Genomic DNA, 15,490 nt, shown 5'->3' on the forward strand with positions numbered 1-15,490 from the left:
TTTTCACGCAAACGAACACATTCGGTCTTTACATGACGCACCGGGATGTTTATAGTGCGCCTCATTCCGGAAGTGTGGCCGAGCGGTTGAAGGCACCGGTCTTGAAAACCGGCGACCCGAAAGGGTTCCAGAGTTCGAATCTCTGCGCTTCCGCCAGATTAAACAAGGGGTTACCGAAAGGTAACCCCTTTGTTTTTTGGGCGCTTAGAATATAGTTAGAAAATACTGCTAGAACATTTCCCGAAAAAACGGACTACGTGGGTTTTTAGTTTCTTTTCGTTTCCTGATGTGTCTATTTATTGAAGATGTAGACCATTCTGGGAGGTGAAGGATGCCCCATCTCTTTCAGAATAATGTTGGTATATTCGACAACAGGGCCTCCTGGATGATTTTCTTCTTTATCCTGAAGATGGCTCAGTGCATGTACAACTTCATGAATAAATGAACGTTTTGTGTCAAAAAGTTGTCTTCCTTCGTTACTTTCATAATGTTCGGTATATGAATCATCAGAATCGTCCAGATTGAGACAAATAACTTTCCTGCCTTCTGAAAGTTTGAAGTGTTCCTGAGCCACGGTAGTTTCAAAGGCTTCGCCTGCCCCCAGTAGCCAGCGCTGCTCCACATCATGTAGTTCTTTTTCATATGCGTAATTCATCAGTCTGCGGAATGTTTCGCTTTGGGTATACGCATTTTGAAGTACGGAGGATAGTTCATCGTAACATTCGTCATAAGTGTCGTCATCAATTTCTGTATCAGGGTCTATTCCACCCGCGCCTGAGATAAGGTACTCCACAGCCTGGATATTTTTAATCAAAGAGCTTATTCTGCTACGCTCTCATATCAACAATGTAAAAATACGCTGAAAATGTTATTTATAATGAAACTTAGGGGCGGGGTTTATTTAATAAAACAAGGGGGCTTCTGTTTGAATACTTCTTGTTTATAAAATCCCTTTATCTCGACTAAAATATTGGATGGGGGAAAAGCGTTTTATCATTGTAATCCGGGAGTGGAGTAGGGGTATGTTGACTACCTGTCAGATCGGCTCCTGTTAATGCTTTCGCTAAAGTTAGAGCTATCTTATCTAATTTTGCACCATTTAGTTTGGTGTCAGTTAAGTCTGAGCCGAATAGAATTGCAGCGGTTAAGTTTACACCGGACATGTTAGCGCAAGTCAGGTCTGCGTGAGTCAGGTTTGCTTTAGTCATGTTTGAACCCATTAGATTTACAGCGTGTAGATTTGCACAACACAAATTTGCACCGACTAAATTTACATTAGAAAGAGTTGTTTCACGGAAATCTGCATTAGAAGCATCTATTTTTGACAAATCTTCCCCCTGGAAATCTTTATGAGCCAGGTTTACTCCGCGCAGGTTCAGAAAACCATCCTCGGTTATAAGTGAATCAGGCTGTTGTATATTATGTTTACTCATCAGCTTTAACATTCGACATACATTCCAAAATCTCTCACTATCAACGTTATCCGTTACAGTTTTTCCATTTTTGTTCACTTCAATAATGACCATGGGATCCGTATTTTCGGATGCTGCTCCACATGACAGACATATAGTACACCCGTTGACATCCTCCAGAAATATTTTATTACCATCGAAGAAAGCATCTTTATTTACATATAATAATGATGTGGTCAGTTTTCCAATTACCTCCCGAAAGCATCTTTCATTGCTTCTTCTTACTCCACCACAGGTAAAAAAATTGACAAACCATTCCAGTATACCGCGTGGTGAAGTTGCACTTTTCATTGCTTCTTTCGTACCGGTACCGGCCGCATGCAAATATCTTAATATATTTTCTGGGGACGCGTTAGTTATTGGCATTTTGATTCCTTCTTATGGAAGTGAGTCGATTCCTTATAGGTGTGAGTCAAGTCACATTTATACAAGGAATAATAAAAAAAGATATAAGGTGATTTTTGTATTTAGAGCTTTGGTTGGGTATGAGTAGGTGTCTGGCATCTGACAAGAGGCGATGATATCTGCCATAACGGTGAAGCAGAAGTAATATCACCCGTGAATAATAAGATTATCCTTACTATTGACTTCCTTCATTTCCAGCATAGCTTACGCTTCATCATCAATGAATAAACAATTAAGTTTGTTGAGCGAAAATTTACCTAAAGAAAAAATAATAAGCCTTAATATTTTTTTGCAGTATTTCAACTTATAGCAGAATAAATGTGCGTAGATGGCGTAAAAACCTGACGAGCAGAAATACTTACACACTAAAAATGCTCCCGCAAACAGAGCAAAATGAGAAAGAGGAACGTTTGCCCCTTACATTTCCACCAAAGATTCTGGTTTTATCTCTTGTAAAGGGCATACGTATCGCGTTTTATCTCATTAAGAAAGTATGTTGACGTATTACATTATGCATAATGCTCTTTCAATTGCTTCACGTTTGAAATGAATAATTCAAAACCAGTGAGCGCCTCTTCTTCGGTACTGGTTTGCGGCAAGCGATAAAGCGCCACTAAAGCAGTATTGTCTGCGTCAGCGCCGATAGTGACGGCGCTCGTGTAGTTAAGACGTAAAAAATGCTGCAAAGTCAGGATGTCGTCAGGCAGTGGCATAAAGGGACAGCACATTTCCAGTGTATGATCGGATTCATTAAAATAAACCTGTATCCCATCATCAATGATAAGCAGTGGCTCATCTTCTGGCGCATCCAGGCCTAACGCGTCATATAAACGATTTAATAGACTTTCCATATAGTTACCTCAAGACTCAAGATGTGATTAATGAAGAAATGCCTTTTACTGACTGCCAAATATTTTCATCCCCAACTCGTTTTTGATAGGAAAGATTGAGCACCTCTGGCGATAAATTTTTCATTACTTTGTTTCCCGCCCCGCCCGTATTTTGTTTCTGAATCTCCAGGTTGCCGCTATTCAGTAATACTTTTTGGAAAATTTTCTGTCCACCGCTATCCGGAAGACTACCAGGCGCACTTAACATATGGGTCTGATGTAAAGAAATGTGCTCTCGCTTGATTTCTGAATCCATCATCCCTGTACGATCTTTGCCGCTTTTACAATTCCAGGCGGGCACCGCGTCAATTTCATGGGCTAACATGGCAAGGCGTTGTGCGAGTTTATAGGGTTCACCGCCATCTTTATGATGTAGGTTATTTTTCCAGATATCCTTAATCTGGCGCGCTAATGTATTGACGACCTCATAATTATCCGGGTATTGCGCCAGCCATTCGCCAACCCAGCCACCAGGTCTGGCTTCAGGGCGTAAATCATTGCCTAATAACTGATGTAGCGCTTCGGCATTATATCTATCCGATGCCTTAAGGCCAAAGCCGAGCTTGAGCGCCAGCTCATTAACACCCACATTAAATGCGGCGACGTCCGGTTTTATTTTTACCGTCTGTAGATCGCCATCTTTATTGCGGATTTTTAAATGAATCATTTTTCCCGGCTGGGTCAACGATTGCCATGCGCGCATTTGATCCTCGACCATCGTTCCCTCTTTGCCGAAAATATTCGACGCGGTGAGTAACCCGACGGATACCAGTTTCAGGCTTACCGCTTCGCCCTCTAAGGCTCTGTTAAGCAACTCAGGTTTACTAAAAAGTGCCGCAGTTAATACTTCTTTGGCTTTGTTTTCAGCGCCGACCTGACGCAGAAGCGGATCTTTTTCATGATAGGGGGAAAGCACGCCATGACGTATCCCGCAAAAGAGCGTTTTATCTTTACCGTCCTCATGCACACTCACCGTGGACATCCACAAATTGTTGGCGTGATGAATATTCCTGGTATCCCAACTGCATACGCCCTTTCCCTGATAAGCACTGGGAAAGATATCTTTTGCGCCAATTTTCATCTCTGCGGCAGGGAGCTGCGTGTTGGTATAGTGATGCCCGTTATGCGTGAGTGTATTTTTTATGGTTTGCCAGGGCTGGTTATTAAGCTGCTTGACCTGAGCATCTCTAAACGCTACTGCCGCAAAGCGATGAGCTTCTTTTGCAGGTAGGCCATTTTGCTGCTGAGTGCGTGCTGCAATAAGTTCGATAAGATTTTTCTTCAATGCTTTTGCCGCGGCTTCTTCTTGTTTTGTTGCTGGCCGGTCCGCTTTAACTTTGGCTAACTCCATTTGGTTTGCCATTGACGTTAGAACCGGGTCTTGTTTACCCAGAACGGTTGCCGCGACGGTAAGAAGATCGCGCTGTAAGTTATAGAGGTTATGCAGCGAGTGGTTAGACGTCTTCTGATGCTGTAGATAATTCCCCCATGTCGCGCCGGGTTCTCGCAGGACAATAATTTCCGGGCGAACGTCGGGCGCTTTAGCCGGCGCTTTGCCCTGGCCTGAGAGAATCTGCATTCCGTTGTATAAGGTTTTTTGTAGGCTTTTAAAAGCCTCCTGGGTTTTTAGTGAAGCTGAGTGATAGAAGCTCTGTATTTGCATAGCGTTTTTAATATTCCTGAATAGGGGAGTGGGAACATTCAACAGGGTTAACAACCCTTTAAAAGAATGTGACTTTTATGCGCCAGGAACTTTAAAAAAATGTCCTTTTTAATGAGAAAGCGCTTCTGATCAGGCGGGGAGGTGTCCTGACGTGTCCATACGTAGTGGCGATCATGGGGGGAGAACGACGCATCAAATGTTCATAAAATCTACAAACTTCACAATTTAGGGCACAACTTTTATTGAAAACCCACCTTCTTGACTCAGATCAAATTCACCGATTTACTCCTGCGTAAAGTAACGGCGTTACATCAAATGTTATACAGGTGTGTGTATGCCAGCAAAGCCCCGGACAAGTAAGACCGTGACGAAAAATATTCGTTTTTCCTATTCCATGCTTGAACAGATAGAATTCGCGTTGAAATCTGAAAAGACGCGGAATTTTTCAGCATGGGTAAAAGAGGCCTGTCGGGAAAAGTTATGTAACACGGGACATAAGCTGTAGTTATCGTTTTATGTGAGAGGAGGCGGCCATTTTGAAAAGAACAACGTGCTTATATACCTCCTGGGTTTTTGCCGCTTTTGTCTCTCTGCTGATATTTGCCTGGAGTGTCATAAACTATCCTCTCTATGAATCCATAATAATTATTGTCTTTTATATCTGGCTAATTCTGGTGCCGCTTTATCTTATTGTGTATGAGTGGCTAATAGATTGTCATTAAATTTATGGTTGCGTACTTGAAAAGTGATATTTCATATCTGTGCGGTAAGTCATTGTCGTAATAATATTATTGGTCAGGCGACGGGCGAGCGTCTGCGCATTTTGCATCGTTTTATCTTCAAAATTTTGCAGTAAGCGTTGCGCTTCTTTCGGATGCGACGCATATAATCTCAGATAGCTCTGTTCCATCTTATACTGCTGCTTAGCTGTTTGCTGTTCAAATGTTTTCCAGGCGTGTTGCACATCTGGCGCAAACGCATTGTAGTCCTGCATAACCAGCGTTTGCAGCGTGCGGAATGTCCAGTAGGTAGAGTCGTTGCTCGCCCGATCGGTTCCTTTATCATCTCCGGGTTGATAATGACGCATCCCCTGATAATAGGGGAGATAGACGCTAAGAGATGGCATTCCATAGGCGATGTATTCTACGTTGCCGATAGCCTGCGGTAATTTCGGTCTGACCTGTAAAATATGTGACTCCTGGGTACGAAAAACGGATATAGGTCGCCATGGTTCTTGTGGATTATGACTGGCATAAGGGTCGTGCGACGTACCCTGATAGTGATTGCGTAACGCGTTTTTTACTGCCGCCACGCTGATCTTCGTTATTGGCGTTAAAAAAACAGGAAATGTTTCCCCTTCGCTAACGACCGTATCCAGATGCGGATTAAACTGGTGTTGTAGCGTCCAGACGCGCGGATAATTATAGGTGGTATCGTTTTTGTTATCCTGCGAATAGGCTTGATGAAAGTCGAATTCGCCGCGGGCCGGATCATATAATCCCTGCTTTTTCGCAAAGCTTACTAACGTTGGTGACGCCATATAATTCGCGTTATCATTCGGATCGTAATGCCGTAAACGTCCCTGATTGGCGGAAACGAAATAGCTATCTGCCGGAAGTCTTACTGCCAGCCATTGATGACCGCTTCCCGTCTCCAGATACCATATCTCTTTGCTATCAATAAACGCGACGCCGAAACCTTCGCCCGCGCCTTTTTGTTCAATAATGTCTCCCAGTAATTTGGCGCCCTGACGCGCCGATTGCGCCACTGGCAGGATCACGGACTCAATGGCGTCTTCCGTGATTCCCGTTTTTGTCACGTAAGGATCGGCAGCCAGCGCCGCTCTGCCGTTATAAATGGTTTCCGTTGCGCTCATTCCGACGCCCGCCGAATTGAAACCGGCTTCACCCATGGCGTTATCGTTAGTATCAAAGTCATGAATCGCCGTATAGCGCATCGCTGTCTCCGGAAGCGGCCAGCTAAAATTGTTCCGATGTGCTTTATACTCGCCTTGTTGATGAAACGCGACGGGATGAATAACCTTATGCTTGGCGTTATTTGCCGAGCCATCCTCGTTGCGCGCGATAATAAAGGAGCCGTCAGCCGAAGCCTGATTGCCTACCAAAAGGGTAGTACAGGCGATGACTTTACCCATACCCAGCAGCGTAACGGCGAATGCAAGATACTTTTTCATAAAGGTTCCCACTGAATAACGCGTTATGGGATGAATTGACCCTGGATTGGAAACCGAGAAAGTGATCGAGCCAGCAATATTCTTTGCCGGCATCCTTTATTTTCTCTTTATTGAGGTTGTATTGATAACCACAGCCCTGTGGCAGGGAAGGGGAACAGAACCTGTACTGACCTTAGCTATCACCGCTATCAGGCAGACGAACCGAAAAGATATTATGTTCATCGGCATAGCGGTAAGATGCCGAACCACCGTGTAATAGAGCAATCGCGTTAACTAACGATAACCCCAGGCCGAAACCGGCAGTGTGGCGGGCATTATCTCCTCGCCAAAAACGCCGGAAAAGCTTATCCGCATCGGCGGGGTGGCTGCCCGGATTAGCGACCCGAATTTCTGCAACGTTATCATCATAAGCGCTTTCAATACGTATCACGGCGTTTTCATCAGAATAACGGATGGCATTCGTCAGCAGGTTTGAGAGCACTCTTTGTAATAATATTTCGTCAGCCCATACCGTTCCCTGACATTGATTTATAAAACAGATGCGCTTCTCCTCGGCAAGGGGGCTAAGATAATCCAGCATATTTTCGACCAGCGCATTGAGCGAAACAGGCTGTTTTTTTACCGCTATATTCTGGTGCTCCGCGCGTGCCAGAAAGAGAATATTTTCTGTCAGTCGCGACAGTCCCTCCAGCTCTTCAATATTATCGACAAGGGCTTGTTGATACTCTTCGGCGCTGCGTTCCTGACTCAGCATCACCTGATTCTTCCCCAGTAAAATATTAACAGGCGTGCGCAGCTCATGCGCCAGATCGTCGGCAAATTGGTTCAGGCGTTCAAAATCGTCGGAAAGCTTCTGGCGCATGGTATTTAGCGCTTGTCCAAGCGGCCTGAGCTCAACGGGTAACGCCTGTTCCGCCAACGGCTGGCGAAGTGTGCCGCTATCTGTCGCCGCGGTGAGTCGGCTGAGCGACGTAATGGCCCGCAGCCCGTTTCTGATGACTAATGGACTGAGCGCCGAACAGACGAGGATCGCGATAAGGCTAATCAGCAAACTGTTGCGGCGATATTGCGCCAGCATTTGCCGCCTTTCCGTCGCCAGCCTGGCAATAGTAAGGGTCAGCGGGTCATCGCCGCTTCTGGCGTTTACTCGTACCGCGGTCAGCTCCGTGCCTTGTACCGCTTGGCGAAATAAGGTTTCGCGGGTGATGTTTTTAGCCAGCGGAATCTCGTTAAAGCGTTGGTCGGGGATGCCGCTATGATTAATCGCAACATTGTGGCCTGTTGCTGAATGGATCAATAAGATATCCTGCTTCGTATCCACCATCCGATTGAAATAGAGCGGCAGATTTTCCGGCCTGGCGCCATCCAGTAACAGTTGCTGCATTTGCGCCGCCCGATTTATTAGCGTCATATCATCCCGATACGTTAATTCTTTGCTCAGCGCGTTATAGAGCGTCCAGCTAATGCCGGTACAGGCGAGGATAAGTATGGCGATAAAAGAAATTGTCAGGCGCAGCGTCATTGATAACTTAACCATTCTGCGACGTTTCCGCCTGTAATCGATAACCCATCCCCCGGACGGTCATAATGAGCTTCTTTTCAAATGGATCGTCTACTTTGGCGCGCAGCCGACGAATCGCGACATCAACGGTGTTGGTTTCACTATCAAAGTTAATTCCCCAAACTTCGCTGGCGATCGCGGTTCGGGGCACAATTTCTCCTGCCCGGGAGGCCAGTAACCAGAGGAGCAGGAATTCTTTGCGGGTCAGGGAAATCGGTTTGCCATTTCGTGACACCGATTGCTTTGTGGCATCCATGTCCAGACCATTGATCGTCAGTCGGGTAAAGACCGGGACGTGCTGTCTGAGTTGAGCTCTCACCCGGGCCAGCAGTTCGGCGAAGGAAAAAGGCTTAACAAGGTAATCATTAGCGCCCGCCTCAAGACCTTTGACGCGATCCTCAACCGAGTCGCGCGCCGTCAGGCAAATAACGGGGGACTGATGCGCAGTGCGTAACGCGCGTAAAACCTGCCATCCATCAAGCCCCGGCAGCATAATATCAAGAATAATCAATGAATAATGTTCCTGAAGGGCCAGGTGTAATCCGTCTCGTCCATCACAGGCATAATCAACCACATAGCCTGCCTCCGTGAGTCCCTGACGTACCCACTGAATGGTTTTCTGGTTATCTTCAATCAATAAAATCTTCATCAACGCAGTATGCCATAGGCTTGGTAGCGAATCCGTAAATCTCCAACAAGATGACATAATTGTCATGTCCGTGTAAGGTTAATCCTGGACGCGCCAGATATATTTTCCTGCATCAATACCGTAAAGGAGTGAAGCATGAAACGATATATACTGGCTACCGCGATAGCATCTCTTGTTGCAGCCCCTGCAATGGCGCTGGCCGCTGGCAACAATATTCTCAGCGTACATATTCTCGATCAGCAAACAGGCAAACCGGCGCCCGGCGTGGAGGTGGTACTGGAGCAGAAAAAGGATAACGGATGGACGCAATTAAATACCGGGCATACCGACCAGGACGGACGTATTAAAGCACTGTGGCCCGAAAAAGCTGCCGCGCCGGGGGATTATCGCGTTATTTTTAAAACCGGCCAGTATTTTGAAAGTAAAAAACTGGATACGTTTTTCCCGGAGATTCCCGTCGAGTTTCATATCAGCAAAACGAATGAGCACTATCATGTGCCGCTGTTATTAAGTCAGTATGGTTATTCAACCTATCGCGGGAGCTAATTTAGAGCCTATCCCATTAGGGCTATTTTACTTGCCATTTTGGACCTGGGCAGTGCTCGCCAAAACGCGTTAGCGTTTTGAACGCCGCTAGCGGCGGCCCGAAGGGCGAGCGTAGCGAGTCAAACCTCACGTACTACGTGTACGCTCCGGTTTTTGCGCGCTGTCCGTGTCCAAACTGGCTGCGCCAATAACGCCTGGTGGGATAGGCTCTTAGATTGTATTAATCGCCGCGATTTATGGCGATCAAACATCGCGGCGGGAATAAAAATCTTCAGCGTATCGACTCTTCTCCCACAAGCGGTGGTTATCCCGCTTGTGGGCATGAGTGACGGTTAAACAGGCGCTTCCATCTCAAGTCTGACCGGATGAAAACGGCGTTTGAAATAAATCAGGCCATGCCCATCCTGGCTAAGGATAATATTTTTGATCGCCACCAGATACACCAGATGCGTGCCAATGGTTTGTACCTCGCTGATCTCGCCTTCAAGACCGGCCAGCGCGCCGTTAAGTACCGGCTGGCCCAGCGGCCCGTTTTGCCAACATGGCTGGTGAAAACGCTCCTCCATCGCCATCCCCGTCATACCGGCAAAGTGGCGCGCCATCAGCTCCTGCTCATGGTTAAGTACATTAATGCACAGCCTGCCGTTACCCTGAAAAACGGGGTTCATGGCGCTATTGGCATTAATACATACCATTACGGAGGGCGGCGTATCGGTGACGGAGCAGACCGCTGTTGCGGTGATACCGCAGCGTCCGGCGTGACCCGCCGTGGTTACGATGTTGACCGCTGCCGCCAGACTTGCCATCGCATCGCGAAAACGCAGACGTTGTTCATCTACTTGCATGAGAACCTCCTGCCGCGTTATTTCAGCAGCTTATCCAGTTGATTGATGTCGTCGTTATTGTGCAAATGCGAAACCGTCCAGCCATTCTGATCGTATTCGGAGAGGCAGCGATCGACCATTGCCATCATCTTATCCATATTGCCGGAGCTCTGGGCCTGACGCAGGCACTGCAGACGAATTTCATCCTGGCTGCCCGAGTAGTTAATCTCGTACAGCTCATGGCGACCGCCGAACTCGCTGCCGATGGCATCCCACATCAATTTAAGAATTTTGATACGTTCAACATGGTCCATTCCGTTAGAGCCGCGTACGTATTTCGCCAGGTACTGGTCGATTTGCGGATTATTCAGATCGCGGGCGCTGGAAGGCAGGTAAATCAGGCCGCTGGTAACGTTACGTTCAATAATATTTTTAATTTTCGCGTAGGCCATTGGGGCCATCACACGATAGGTTTGCAGCGCGGCGTGGTCCGGTAGCCAGGCGCCGTTTACCCACGGGGTTGCTTCAGAACACATAGAATCGCTCAATGCCCAGAACATATTGCGCCAGGCCACGACTTCGCCGAGATCGGCCTGCACGCCACGGAACTCTACGGTACCCGTACATTCGAGCGATTTTTTCAGCAGCGCGGTAATGAAATCAAGTTTAACCGCCAGACGAACACAGGCTTGCAGTGGATACATACGGGCAAAGCCGCCTTCCATCGTCCAGCGACGGCAACGATCGAAATCACGGTAAATCAACACGTTTTCCCACGGGATCAGCACCTTGTCCATCACCAGAATGGCATCGTTTTCATCAAAGCGGCTGGAGAGTGGATAATCAAACGGCGAGCCCGTCGCGCCCGCGACCATTTCATACGAGGCGCGCGAAATAAGTTTTACGCCTTCGGCATCCATTGGCGCGACAAACATCAGAGCAAAATCCGGGTTTTCGCCCATCACCTGGGCTGAGCCGAAACCAATCATGTTGTAGTGAGTCAGGGCGGAGTTAGTGGCGACAACTTTCGCCCCGCTGACAATAATCCCGGCGTCCGTCTCTTTCTCCAGCTTGATATAGACGTCTTTCACTTCGTCGGCAGGTTTGTGGCGGTCAATGGGCGGGTTGACGATAGCATGGTTAAAGTACAGGCCGGTCTCCTGAATACGGGTGTACCAGTTACGGGCGTTCTGCTCAAACTGGCCGTAGAAAGCTGGGTTAGCGCCCAGAGCGCAGCCAAAGGCGGCTTTGTAATCCGGTGTGCGTCCCATCCAGCCGTAACTCAGGCGTGACCACTCGGCGATAGCATCACGCTGTTGGCGCAGATCGTCTGCGCTTTTCGCCACGCGGAAAAATTTATGTGTATAACCGCCGCTGCCGGTATCGGTATTCCAGCACAGGGTATCTTGCATCGATGGTTTATGTAATGCGTCATACAGTTGTGCGACAGAGGCTGCGGCATTGCGGAATGCCGGATGTGTCGTAACATCTTTAACGCGTTCACCGTAAATATAAATTTCCCGCCCGTCCTGCAGGCTTTTTAAATACTCTTCGCCCGTTAACGGACGCTTGTTATCAGTACGAAAATCTTCAGGTTTCATTGCGGCCTCTTCCTCGTTAATCGGAATGTTTTGTTAATAATATGTTTCTTATTTGTTGTTTAATTGAATAGGCAGAAGCGTAAACTGTGAAGAGACTTTCAGGACAACGGCGGGTACTTTTCAGATGAACGTCGAAGAAGAAGAGTAAAATGCGATCGCCGTCAACGTTGTAAGCGGGAGGGGATTCCCGTGTCGGCGGCGTGGGAAGGTAATAATACTATGCTTCCGCTTCGCTATCAGGATGCTGGCGCCCCAGGGCAATAAGATCGTCCAGCAGCAGCATCAATTGCTGTGTTTTTTCGGGCGTGAAATCGGCCTCAATTTTTCGATAAGCCTCTTCTACCTGGCTCCGGGCACGGGAGTACAACGTTTGTCCCTGCTCCGTCAACATGACATATAACTTACGCTGATCGTTAACCGGCTTGAGTCGCAACACCAGTCCGTCTCGCTCCATGCGCGTCAATATTCCGGTCAGACTTGGACGCAAAATACAGGTACGAAATGCCAGCTCGTGAAAATCCATAGAGGGGCTATCGGCCAGGATTCGCACAATGCGCCATTGCTGGTCGGTCAGATTGTGGCTTTTAACGATGGGGCGGAAATAGGTCATTGCCGCTTCGCGCGCCTGAAGCAATGCGATGGTTAATGAATCATGCATAAGCGTTTCTCTTTTGCAGAATTATTAATACCTGAATAATCGTGTTTACCGATGTGAGCTATGACATCTGTTTTATGTCCAAAGTTTAACAGAAACAAGGGGTTTTATTTAACTCTTTGATATATATGTATTTGATAATAAATTTGTGAAAATATTGTTAATCACATCACAAATACTTTACTTCAGCTTGCTAAATGTACAGCGAAAGCATAAATCTAATCATTAATATATTAATGAAATCACAGCCCGTTAAATCGGCCTGAGGAGTTTATGTATGAAGGGTACTGTTTTCGCCGTTGCGTTAAACCATCGCAGCCAGCTTGATGCCTGGCAAGAGGCTTTCTCTCAGCCTCCCTATAATGCGCCGCCTAAAACCGCAGTGTGGTTCATCAAGCCGCGTAATACGGTGATTCGTCACGGCGAACCCATTCCTTATCCGCAGGGAGAAAAGGTACTGAGCGGCGCGACAGTGGCGCTCATTGTGGGGAAAACCGCCAGCCGGATACGCCCTGAAGCGGCGGCGGACTATATCGCCGGGTATGCGTTGGCTAACGAGGTCAGCCTGCCGGAAGAGAGCTTTTATCGCCCGGCGATTAAAGCGAAATGTCGCGATGGCTTTTGCCCTCTGGGTGAAATGGCGCCGCTGAGTGATGTGGATAACCTCACCATTATCACTGAAATCAACGGACGAGAAGCGGACCACTGGAATACTGCCGATTTACAGCGTAGCGCCGCACAGCTGCTTAGCGCGTTAAGTGAGTTCGCTACGCTTAACCCTGGCGATGCGATCTTACTCGGTACGCCGCAGAATCGCGTTGCGCTGCGTCCCGGCGATCGGGTGCGTATTCTGGCGAAAGGTTTACCCGCTCTGGAAAATCCGGTTGTCGCAGAAGATGAATTCGCCCGCCACCAGACGTTTACGTGGCCGTTGTCAGCAACGGGAACGCTATTTGCGCTGGGGTTGAACTACGCCGATCACGCCAGCGAGCTGGCATTTACGCCGCCGAAAGAGCCGCTGGTATTTATCAAAGCGCCAAACACCTTTACCGAACATCATCAAACGTCGGTGCGCCCGAACAACGTCGAATATATGCACTATGAAGCCGAACTGGTCGTGGTAATTGGCAAAACGGCGCGTAAGGTGAGCGAAGCCGAAGCCATGGAGTATGTGGCCGGTTACACCGTCTGTAACGACTACGCGATCCGCGACTATCTGGAAAACTACTACCGTCCAAATCTGCGGGTAAAAAGCCGCGACGGCCTGACGCCGATAGGCCCGTGGATTGTGGATAAAGAGGCGGTTTCTGATCCGCATAACCTGACGTTACGCACCTTTGTCAACGGTGAGCTGCGGCAGGAAGGGACGACCGCCGATCTGATCTTCAGCATCCCGTTCCTGATTTCTTATCTGAGCGAATTTATGACGTTGCAACCGGGCGACATGATTGCCACCGGTACGCCGAAAGGGTTGTCCGATGTGGTGCCGGGGGATGAAGTTGTCGTGGAAGTAGAAGGCGTGGGTCGCCTGGTTAACCGAATCGTCAGTGAGGAGAGCGCAAAATGAAGAAAATAAATCATTGGATTAACGGCAAAAATGTTGCAGGTAACGACTACTTCCAAACCACTAACCCGGCGACTGGTGACGTGCTGGCGGAAGTGGCCTCCGGCGGTGAAGCAGAAGTGAACCAGGCTGTCGCGGCGGCCAAAGAGGCGTTCCCGAAATGGGCCAACCTGCCGATGAAAGAGCGTGCGCGCCTGATGCGCCGCCTTGGCGACCTGATTGACCAGCATGTGCCGGAAATCGCGGCGATGGAAACCGCCGACACCGGCCTGCCTATTCACCAGACTAAAAACGTGCTGATTCCGCGCGCCTCGCATAACTTCGAATTCTTCGCCGAAGTGTGCCAGCAGATGAACGGCAAGACCTATCCGGTTGACGATAAAATGCTCAATTATACGCTGGTGCAGCCCGTCGGCGTCTGCGCGCTGGTGTCGCCGTGGAACGTGCCGTTTATGACCGCGACCTGGAAAGTCGCGCCGTGCCTGGCGCTGGGTAACACCGCGGTGCTCAAAATGTCCGAGCTGTCGCCGTTGACTGCCGACAGGCTGGGCGAGCTGGCGCTGGAGGCAGGAATTCCGGCAGGCGTGCTGAACGTGGTGCAGGGCTATGGCGCGACGGCGGGCGATGCGCTGGTACGCCACCATGACGTGCGTGCGGTGTCGTTTACCGGCGGGACCGCCACCGGTCGCAATATCATGAAAAATGCTGGCCTGAAAAAATACTCGATGGAGCTGGGCGGCAAATCGCCGGTGCTGATTTTTGAAGATGCCGACATTGAGCGCGCGCTGGACGCCGCGCTGTTCACCATCTTCTCGATCAACGGCGAACGCTGCACCGCCGGGTCGCGCATCTTTATCCAGCAGAGCATTTACCCTGAGTTCGTGAAGCGCTTTGCCGAACGCGCGAATCGCCTGCGTGTCGGCGATCCGACCGACCCGAATACCCAGGTCGGCGCGCTGATTAGCCAACAGCACTGGGAGAAAGTCTCCGGTTATATTCGCCTCGGCATTGAAGAGGGCGCAACGCTGCTGGCGGGCGGTGCGGAAAAACCCACTGACCTGCCTGCGCATCTGAAAGGCGGTAACTTCCTGCGCCCAACCGTGCTGGCCGATGTCGACAACCGTATGCGCGTCGCGCAGGAAGAGATCTTTGGGCCGGTCGCCTGCCTGCTGCCATTCAAAGACGAAGCGGAAGGGTTACGTTTGGCGAACGACGTGGAATACGGTCTGGCCTCTTATATCTGGACCCAGGACGTGAGCAAAGTGTTGCGCCTGGCGCGTGGGATTGAAGCCGGCATGGTCTTCGTCAACACCCAGAACGTCCGCGACCTGCGCCAGCCGTTCGGCGGCGTGAAAGCCTCCGGTACCGGGCGCGAAGGCGGCGAATATAGCTTCGAAGTGTTTGCGGAAATGAAAAACGTCTGCATCTCAATGGGCGACCATCCTATCCCAAAATGGGGAGTTTGA

14 protein-coding genes, 1 tRNA gene and 2 pseudogenes are annotated in these 15,490 nt (G+C 48.9%); 6 read left to right on the forward strand and 11 right to left on the reverse strand.

The genetic code is table 11. From position 1 onward, the window contains the following. Nucleotides 1-68: 68 nt before the first annotated feature. Nucleotides 69-156 (forward strand) — tRNA-Ser (locus tag NA624_RS00155). 136 nt (nt 157-292) lie between these two features. On the opposite strand, the pseudogene pipA reads toward NA624_RS00155, so the two are convergent. Together pipA and pipB are read right to left on the reverse strand one after the other, a co-directional pair. Continuing rightward, nucleotides 293-793: pseudogene (pipA, locus tag NA624_RS00160) on the reverse strand (type III secretion system effector protease PipA); the annotation flags it as partial. Between the two features lie 169 nt (nt 794-962). Continuing rightward, complete coding sequence (gene pipB / locus NA624_RS00165) at nt 963-1,838, reverse strand: SPI-2 type III secretion system effector PipB (RefSeq protein ID WP_001123036.1); 876 nt, start codon at nt 1,836-1,838, stop codon at nt 963-965. Between the two features lie 217 nt (nt 1,839-2,055). Between pipB and NA624_RS00170 the strand changes: the two are divergent. Beyond that, nucleotides 2,056-2,377: pseudogene (locus tag NA624_RS00170) on the forward strand (hypothetical protein). Between the two features lie 9 nt (nt 2,378-2,386). On the opposite strand, the gene sigE reads toward NA624_RS00170, so the two are convergent. Next, entirely contained in the window at nt 2,387-2,728 is a 342-nt protein-coding gene (gene sigE / locus NA624_RS00175) for a type III secretion system chaperone SigE (protein ID WP_000444724.1), read from the reverse strand. A gap of 16 nt (nt 2,729-2,744) precedes the next feature. After that, a complete protein-coding gene (gene sopB, locus NA624_RS00180; RefSeq protein WP_001166958.1) occupies nt 2,745-4,430 on the reverse strand; it encodes an SPI-1 type III secretion system effector inositol phosphate phosphatase SopB in 1,686 nt (561 codons plus the stop codon). 334 nt (nt 4,431-4,764) lie between these two features. On the opposite strand from sopB, the gene NA624_RS00185 reads away from it, so the two are divergent. Next, entirely contained in the window at nt 4,765-4,935 is a 171-nt protein-coding gene (locus NA624_RS00185; RefSeq protein ID WP_001111006.1) for a YlcI/YnfO family protein, read from the forward strand. Here the strand turns inward: NA624_RS00185 and NA624_RS00190 are convergent, their stop codons facing one another. The 4 genes from NA624_RS00190 to hprR all read right to left on the reverse strand — a co-directional run bounded on the left by NA624_RS00190 (nt 4,936) and on the right by hprR (nt 8,834). Continuing rightward, on the reverse strand, nt 4,936-5,046 hold the full coding sequence (locus tag NA624_RS00190; protein WP_000174814.1) for a hypothetical protein: 111 nt from the start codon (nt 5,044-5,046) through the stop codon (nt 4,936-4,938). 108 nt (nt 5,047-5,154) lie between these two features. Beyond that, the gene (locus tag NA624_RS00195; protein ID WP_000760235.1) at nt 5,155-6,624 is read right to left on the reverse strand and encodes a C69 family dipeptidase; all 1,470 of its coding nucleotides are present in this window, start codon (nt 6,622-6,624) and stop codon (nt 5,155-5,157) included. 172 nt (nt 6,625-6,796) lie between these two features. Then, nucleotides 6,797-8,161 carry a heavy metal sensor histidine kinase gene (locus tag NA624_RS00200; RefSeq protein ID WP_000240026.1) on the reverse strand — a complete coding sequence of 455 codons (1,365 nt, stop codon included), beginning with the start codon at nt 8,159-8,161 and terminating at the stop codon, nt 6,797-6,799. Beyond that, entirely contained in the window at nt 8,154-8,834 is a 681-nt protein-coding gene (gene hprR / locus NA624_RS00205) for a response regulator transcription factor HprR (RefSeq protein WP_000698217.1), read from the reverse strand. The genes NA624_RS00200 and hprR overlap by 8 nt, the downstream gene beginning before the upstream one ends. 135 nt (nt 8,835-8,969) lie before the next feature. Here hprR and hiuH point away from each other — a divergent pair, with 135 nt between their 5' ends. After that, nucleotides 8,970-9,380, forward strand: coding sequence for a hydroxyisourate hydrolase (hiuH, locus tag NA624_RS00210; protein WP_000833182.1), 411 nt, complete (start codon nt 8,970-8,972; stop codon nt 9,378-9,380). A gap of 332 nt (nt 9,381-9,712) precedes the next feature. Here the strand turns inward: hiuH and NA624_RS00215 are convergent, their stop codons facing one another. The 3 genes from NA624_RS00215 to hpaR all read right to left on the reverse strand — a co-directional run bounded on the left by NA624_RS00215 (nt 9,713) and on the right by hpaR (nt 12,463). After that, the gene (locus NA624_RS00215; protein ID WP_001195556.1) at nt 9,713-10,225 is read right to left on the reverse strand and encodes a 4-hydroxyphenylacetate 3-monooxygenase reductase subunit; all 513 of its coding nucleotides are present in this window, start codon (nt 10,223-10,225) and stop codon (nt 9,713-9,715) included. Nucleotides 10,226-10,242: 17 nt separating this feature from the next. After that, the gene (gene hpaB, locus NA624_RS00220) at nt 10,243-11,805 is read right to left on the reverse strand and encodes a 4-hydroxyphenylacetate 3-monooxygenase, oxygenase component (protein ID WP_000801496.1); all 1,563 of its coding nucleotides are present in this window, start codon (nt 11,803-11,805) and stop codon (nt 10,243-10,245) included. A 217-nt stretch (nt 11,806-12,022) separates the two neighbouring features. Continuing rightward, nucleotides 12,023-12,463, reverse strand: coding sequence for a homoprotocatechuate degradation operon regulator HpaR (hpaR, locus tag NA624_RS00225; RefSeq protein WP_000543924.1), 441 nt, complete (start codon nt 12,461-12,463; stop codon nt 12,023-12,025). Between the two features lie 274 nt (nt 12,464-12,737). Between hpaR and hpaG the strand changes: the two genes are divergently transcribed. Further along, entirely contained in the window at nt 12,738-14,027 is a 1,290-nt protein-coding gene (hpaG, locus tag NA624_RS00230; protein WP_000679210.1) for a 4-hydroxyphenylacetate degradation bifunctional isomerase/decarboxylase, read from the forward strand. After that, entirely contained in the window at nt 14,024-15,490 is a 1,467-nt protein-coding gene (hpaE, locus tag NA624_RS00235; protein ID WP_000723524.1) for a 5-carboxymethyl-2-hydroxymuconate semialdehyde dehydrogenase, read from the forward strand. The genes hpaG and hpaE overlap by 4 nt, the downstream gene beginning before the upstream one ends.

Source organism: Salmonella sp. NW38 (genome assembly GCF_051807745.1).
In the GTDB taxonomy this organism is placed as follows: Bacteria; Pseudomonadota; Gammaproteobacteria; order Enterobacterales; family Enterobacteriaceae; genus Salmonella; species Salmonella enterica.

Excerpts from the sequence above, each read along its gene's own strand:
- hpaE (WP_000723524.1), top strand. The coding sequence starts at position 14,024 with ATGAAGAAAATAAATCATTGGATTAACGGCAAAAATGTTGCAGGTAAC.
- pipB (WP_001123036.1), bottom strand. The coding sequence starts at position 1,838 with ATGCCAATAACTAACGCGTCCCCAGAAAATATATTAAGATATTTGCAT.
- NA624_RS00185 (WP_001111006.1), top strand. The coding sequence starts at position 4,765 with ATGCCAGCAAAGCCCCGGACAAGTAAGACCGTGACGAAAAATATTCGT.
- hiuH (WP_000833182.1), top strand. The coding sequence starts at position 8,970 with ATGAAACGATATATACTGGCTACCGCGATAGCATCTCTTGTTGCAGCC.
- hprR (WP_000698217.1), bottom strand. The coding sequence starts at position 8,834 with ATGAAGATTTTATTGATTGAAGATAACCAGAAAACCATTCAGTGGGTA.
- hpaR (WP_000543924.1), bottom strand. The coding sequence starts at position 12,463 with ATGCATGATTCATTAACCATCGCATTGCTTCAGGCGCGCGAAGCGGCA.
- NA624_RS00200 (WP_000240026.1), bottom strand. The coding sequence starts at position 8,161 with ATGGTTAAGTTATCAATGACGCTGCGCCTGACAATTTCTTTTATCGCC.
- NA624_RS00190 (WP_000174814.1), bottom strand. The coding sequence starts at position 5,046 with ATGACACTCCAGGCAAATATCAGCAGAGAGACAAAAGCGGCAAAAACC.
- sigE (WP_000444724.1), bottom strand. The coding sequence starts at position 2,728 with ATGGAAAGTCTATTAAATCGTTTATATGACGCGTTAGGCCTGGATGCG.
- sopB (WP_001166958.1), bottom strand. The coding sequence starts at position 4,430 with ATGCAAATACAGAGCTTCTATCACTCAGCTTCACTAAAAACCCAGGAG.
- hpaG (WP_000679210.1), top strand. The coding sequence starts at position 12,738 with ATGAAGGGTACTGTTTTCGCCGTTGCGTTAAACCATCGCAGCCAGCTT.
- hpaB (WP_000801496.1), bottom strand. The coding sequence starts at position 11,805 with ATGAAACCTGAAGATTTTCGTACTGATAACAAGCGTCCGTTAACGGGC.
- NA624_RS00215 (WP_001195556.1), bottom strand. The coding sequence starts at position 10,225 with ATGCAAGTAGATGAACAACGTCTGCGTTTTCGCGATGCGATGGCAAGT.
- NA624_RS00195 (WP_000760235.1), bottom strand. The coding sequence starts at position 6,624 with ATGAAAAAGTATCTTGCATTCGCCGTTACGCTGCTGGGTATGGGTAAA.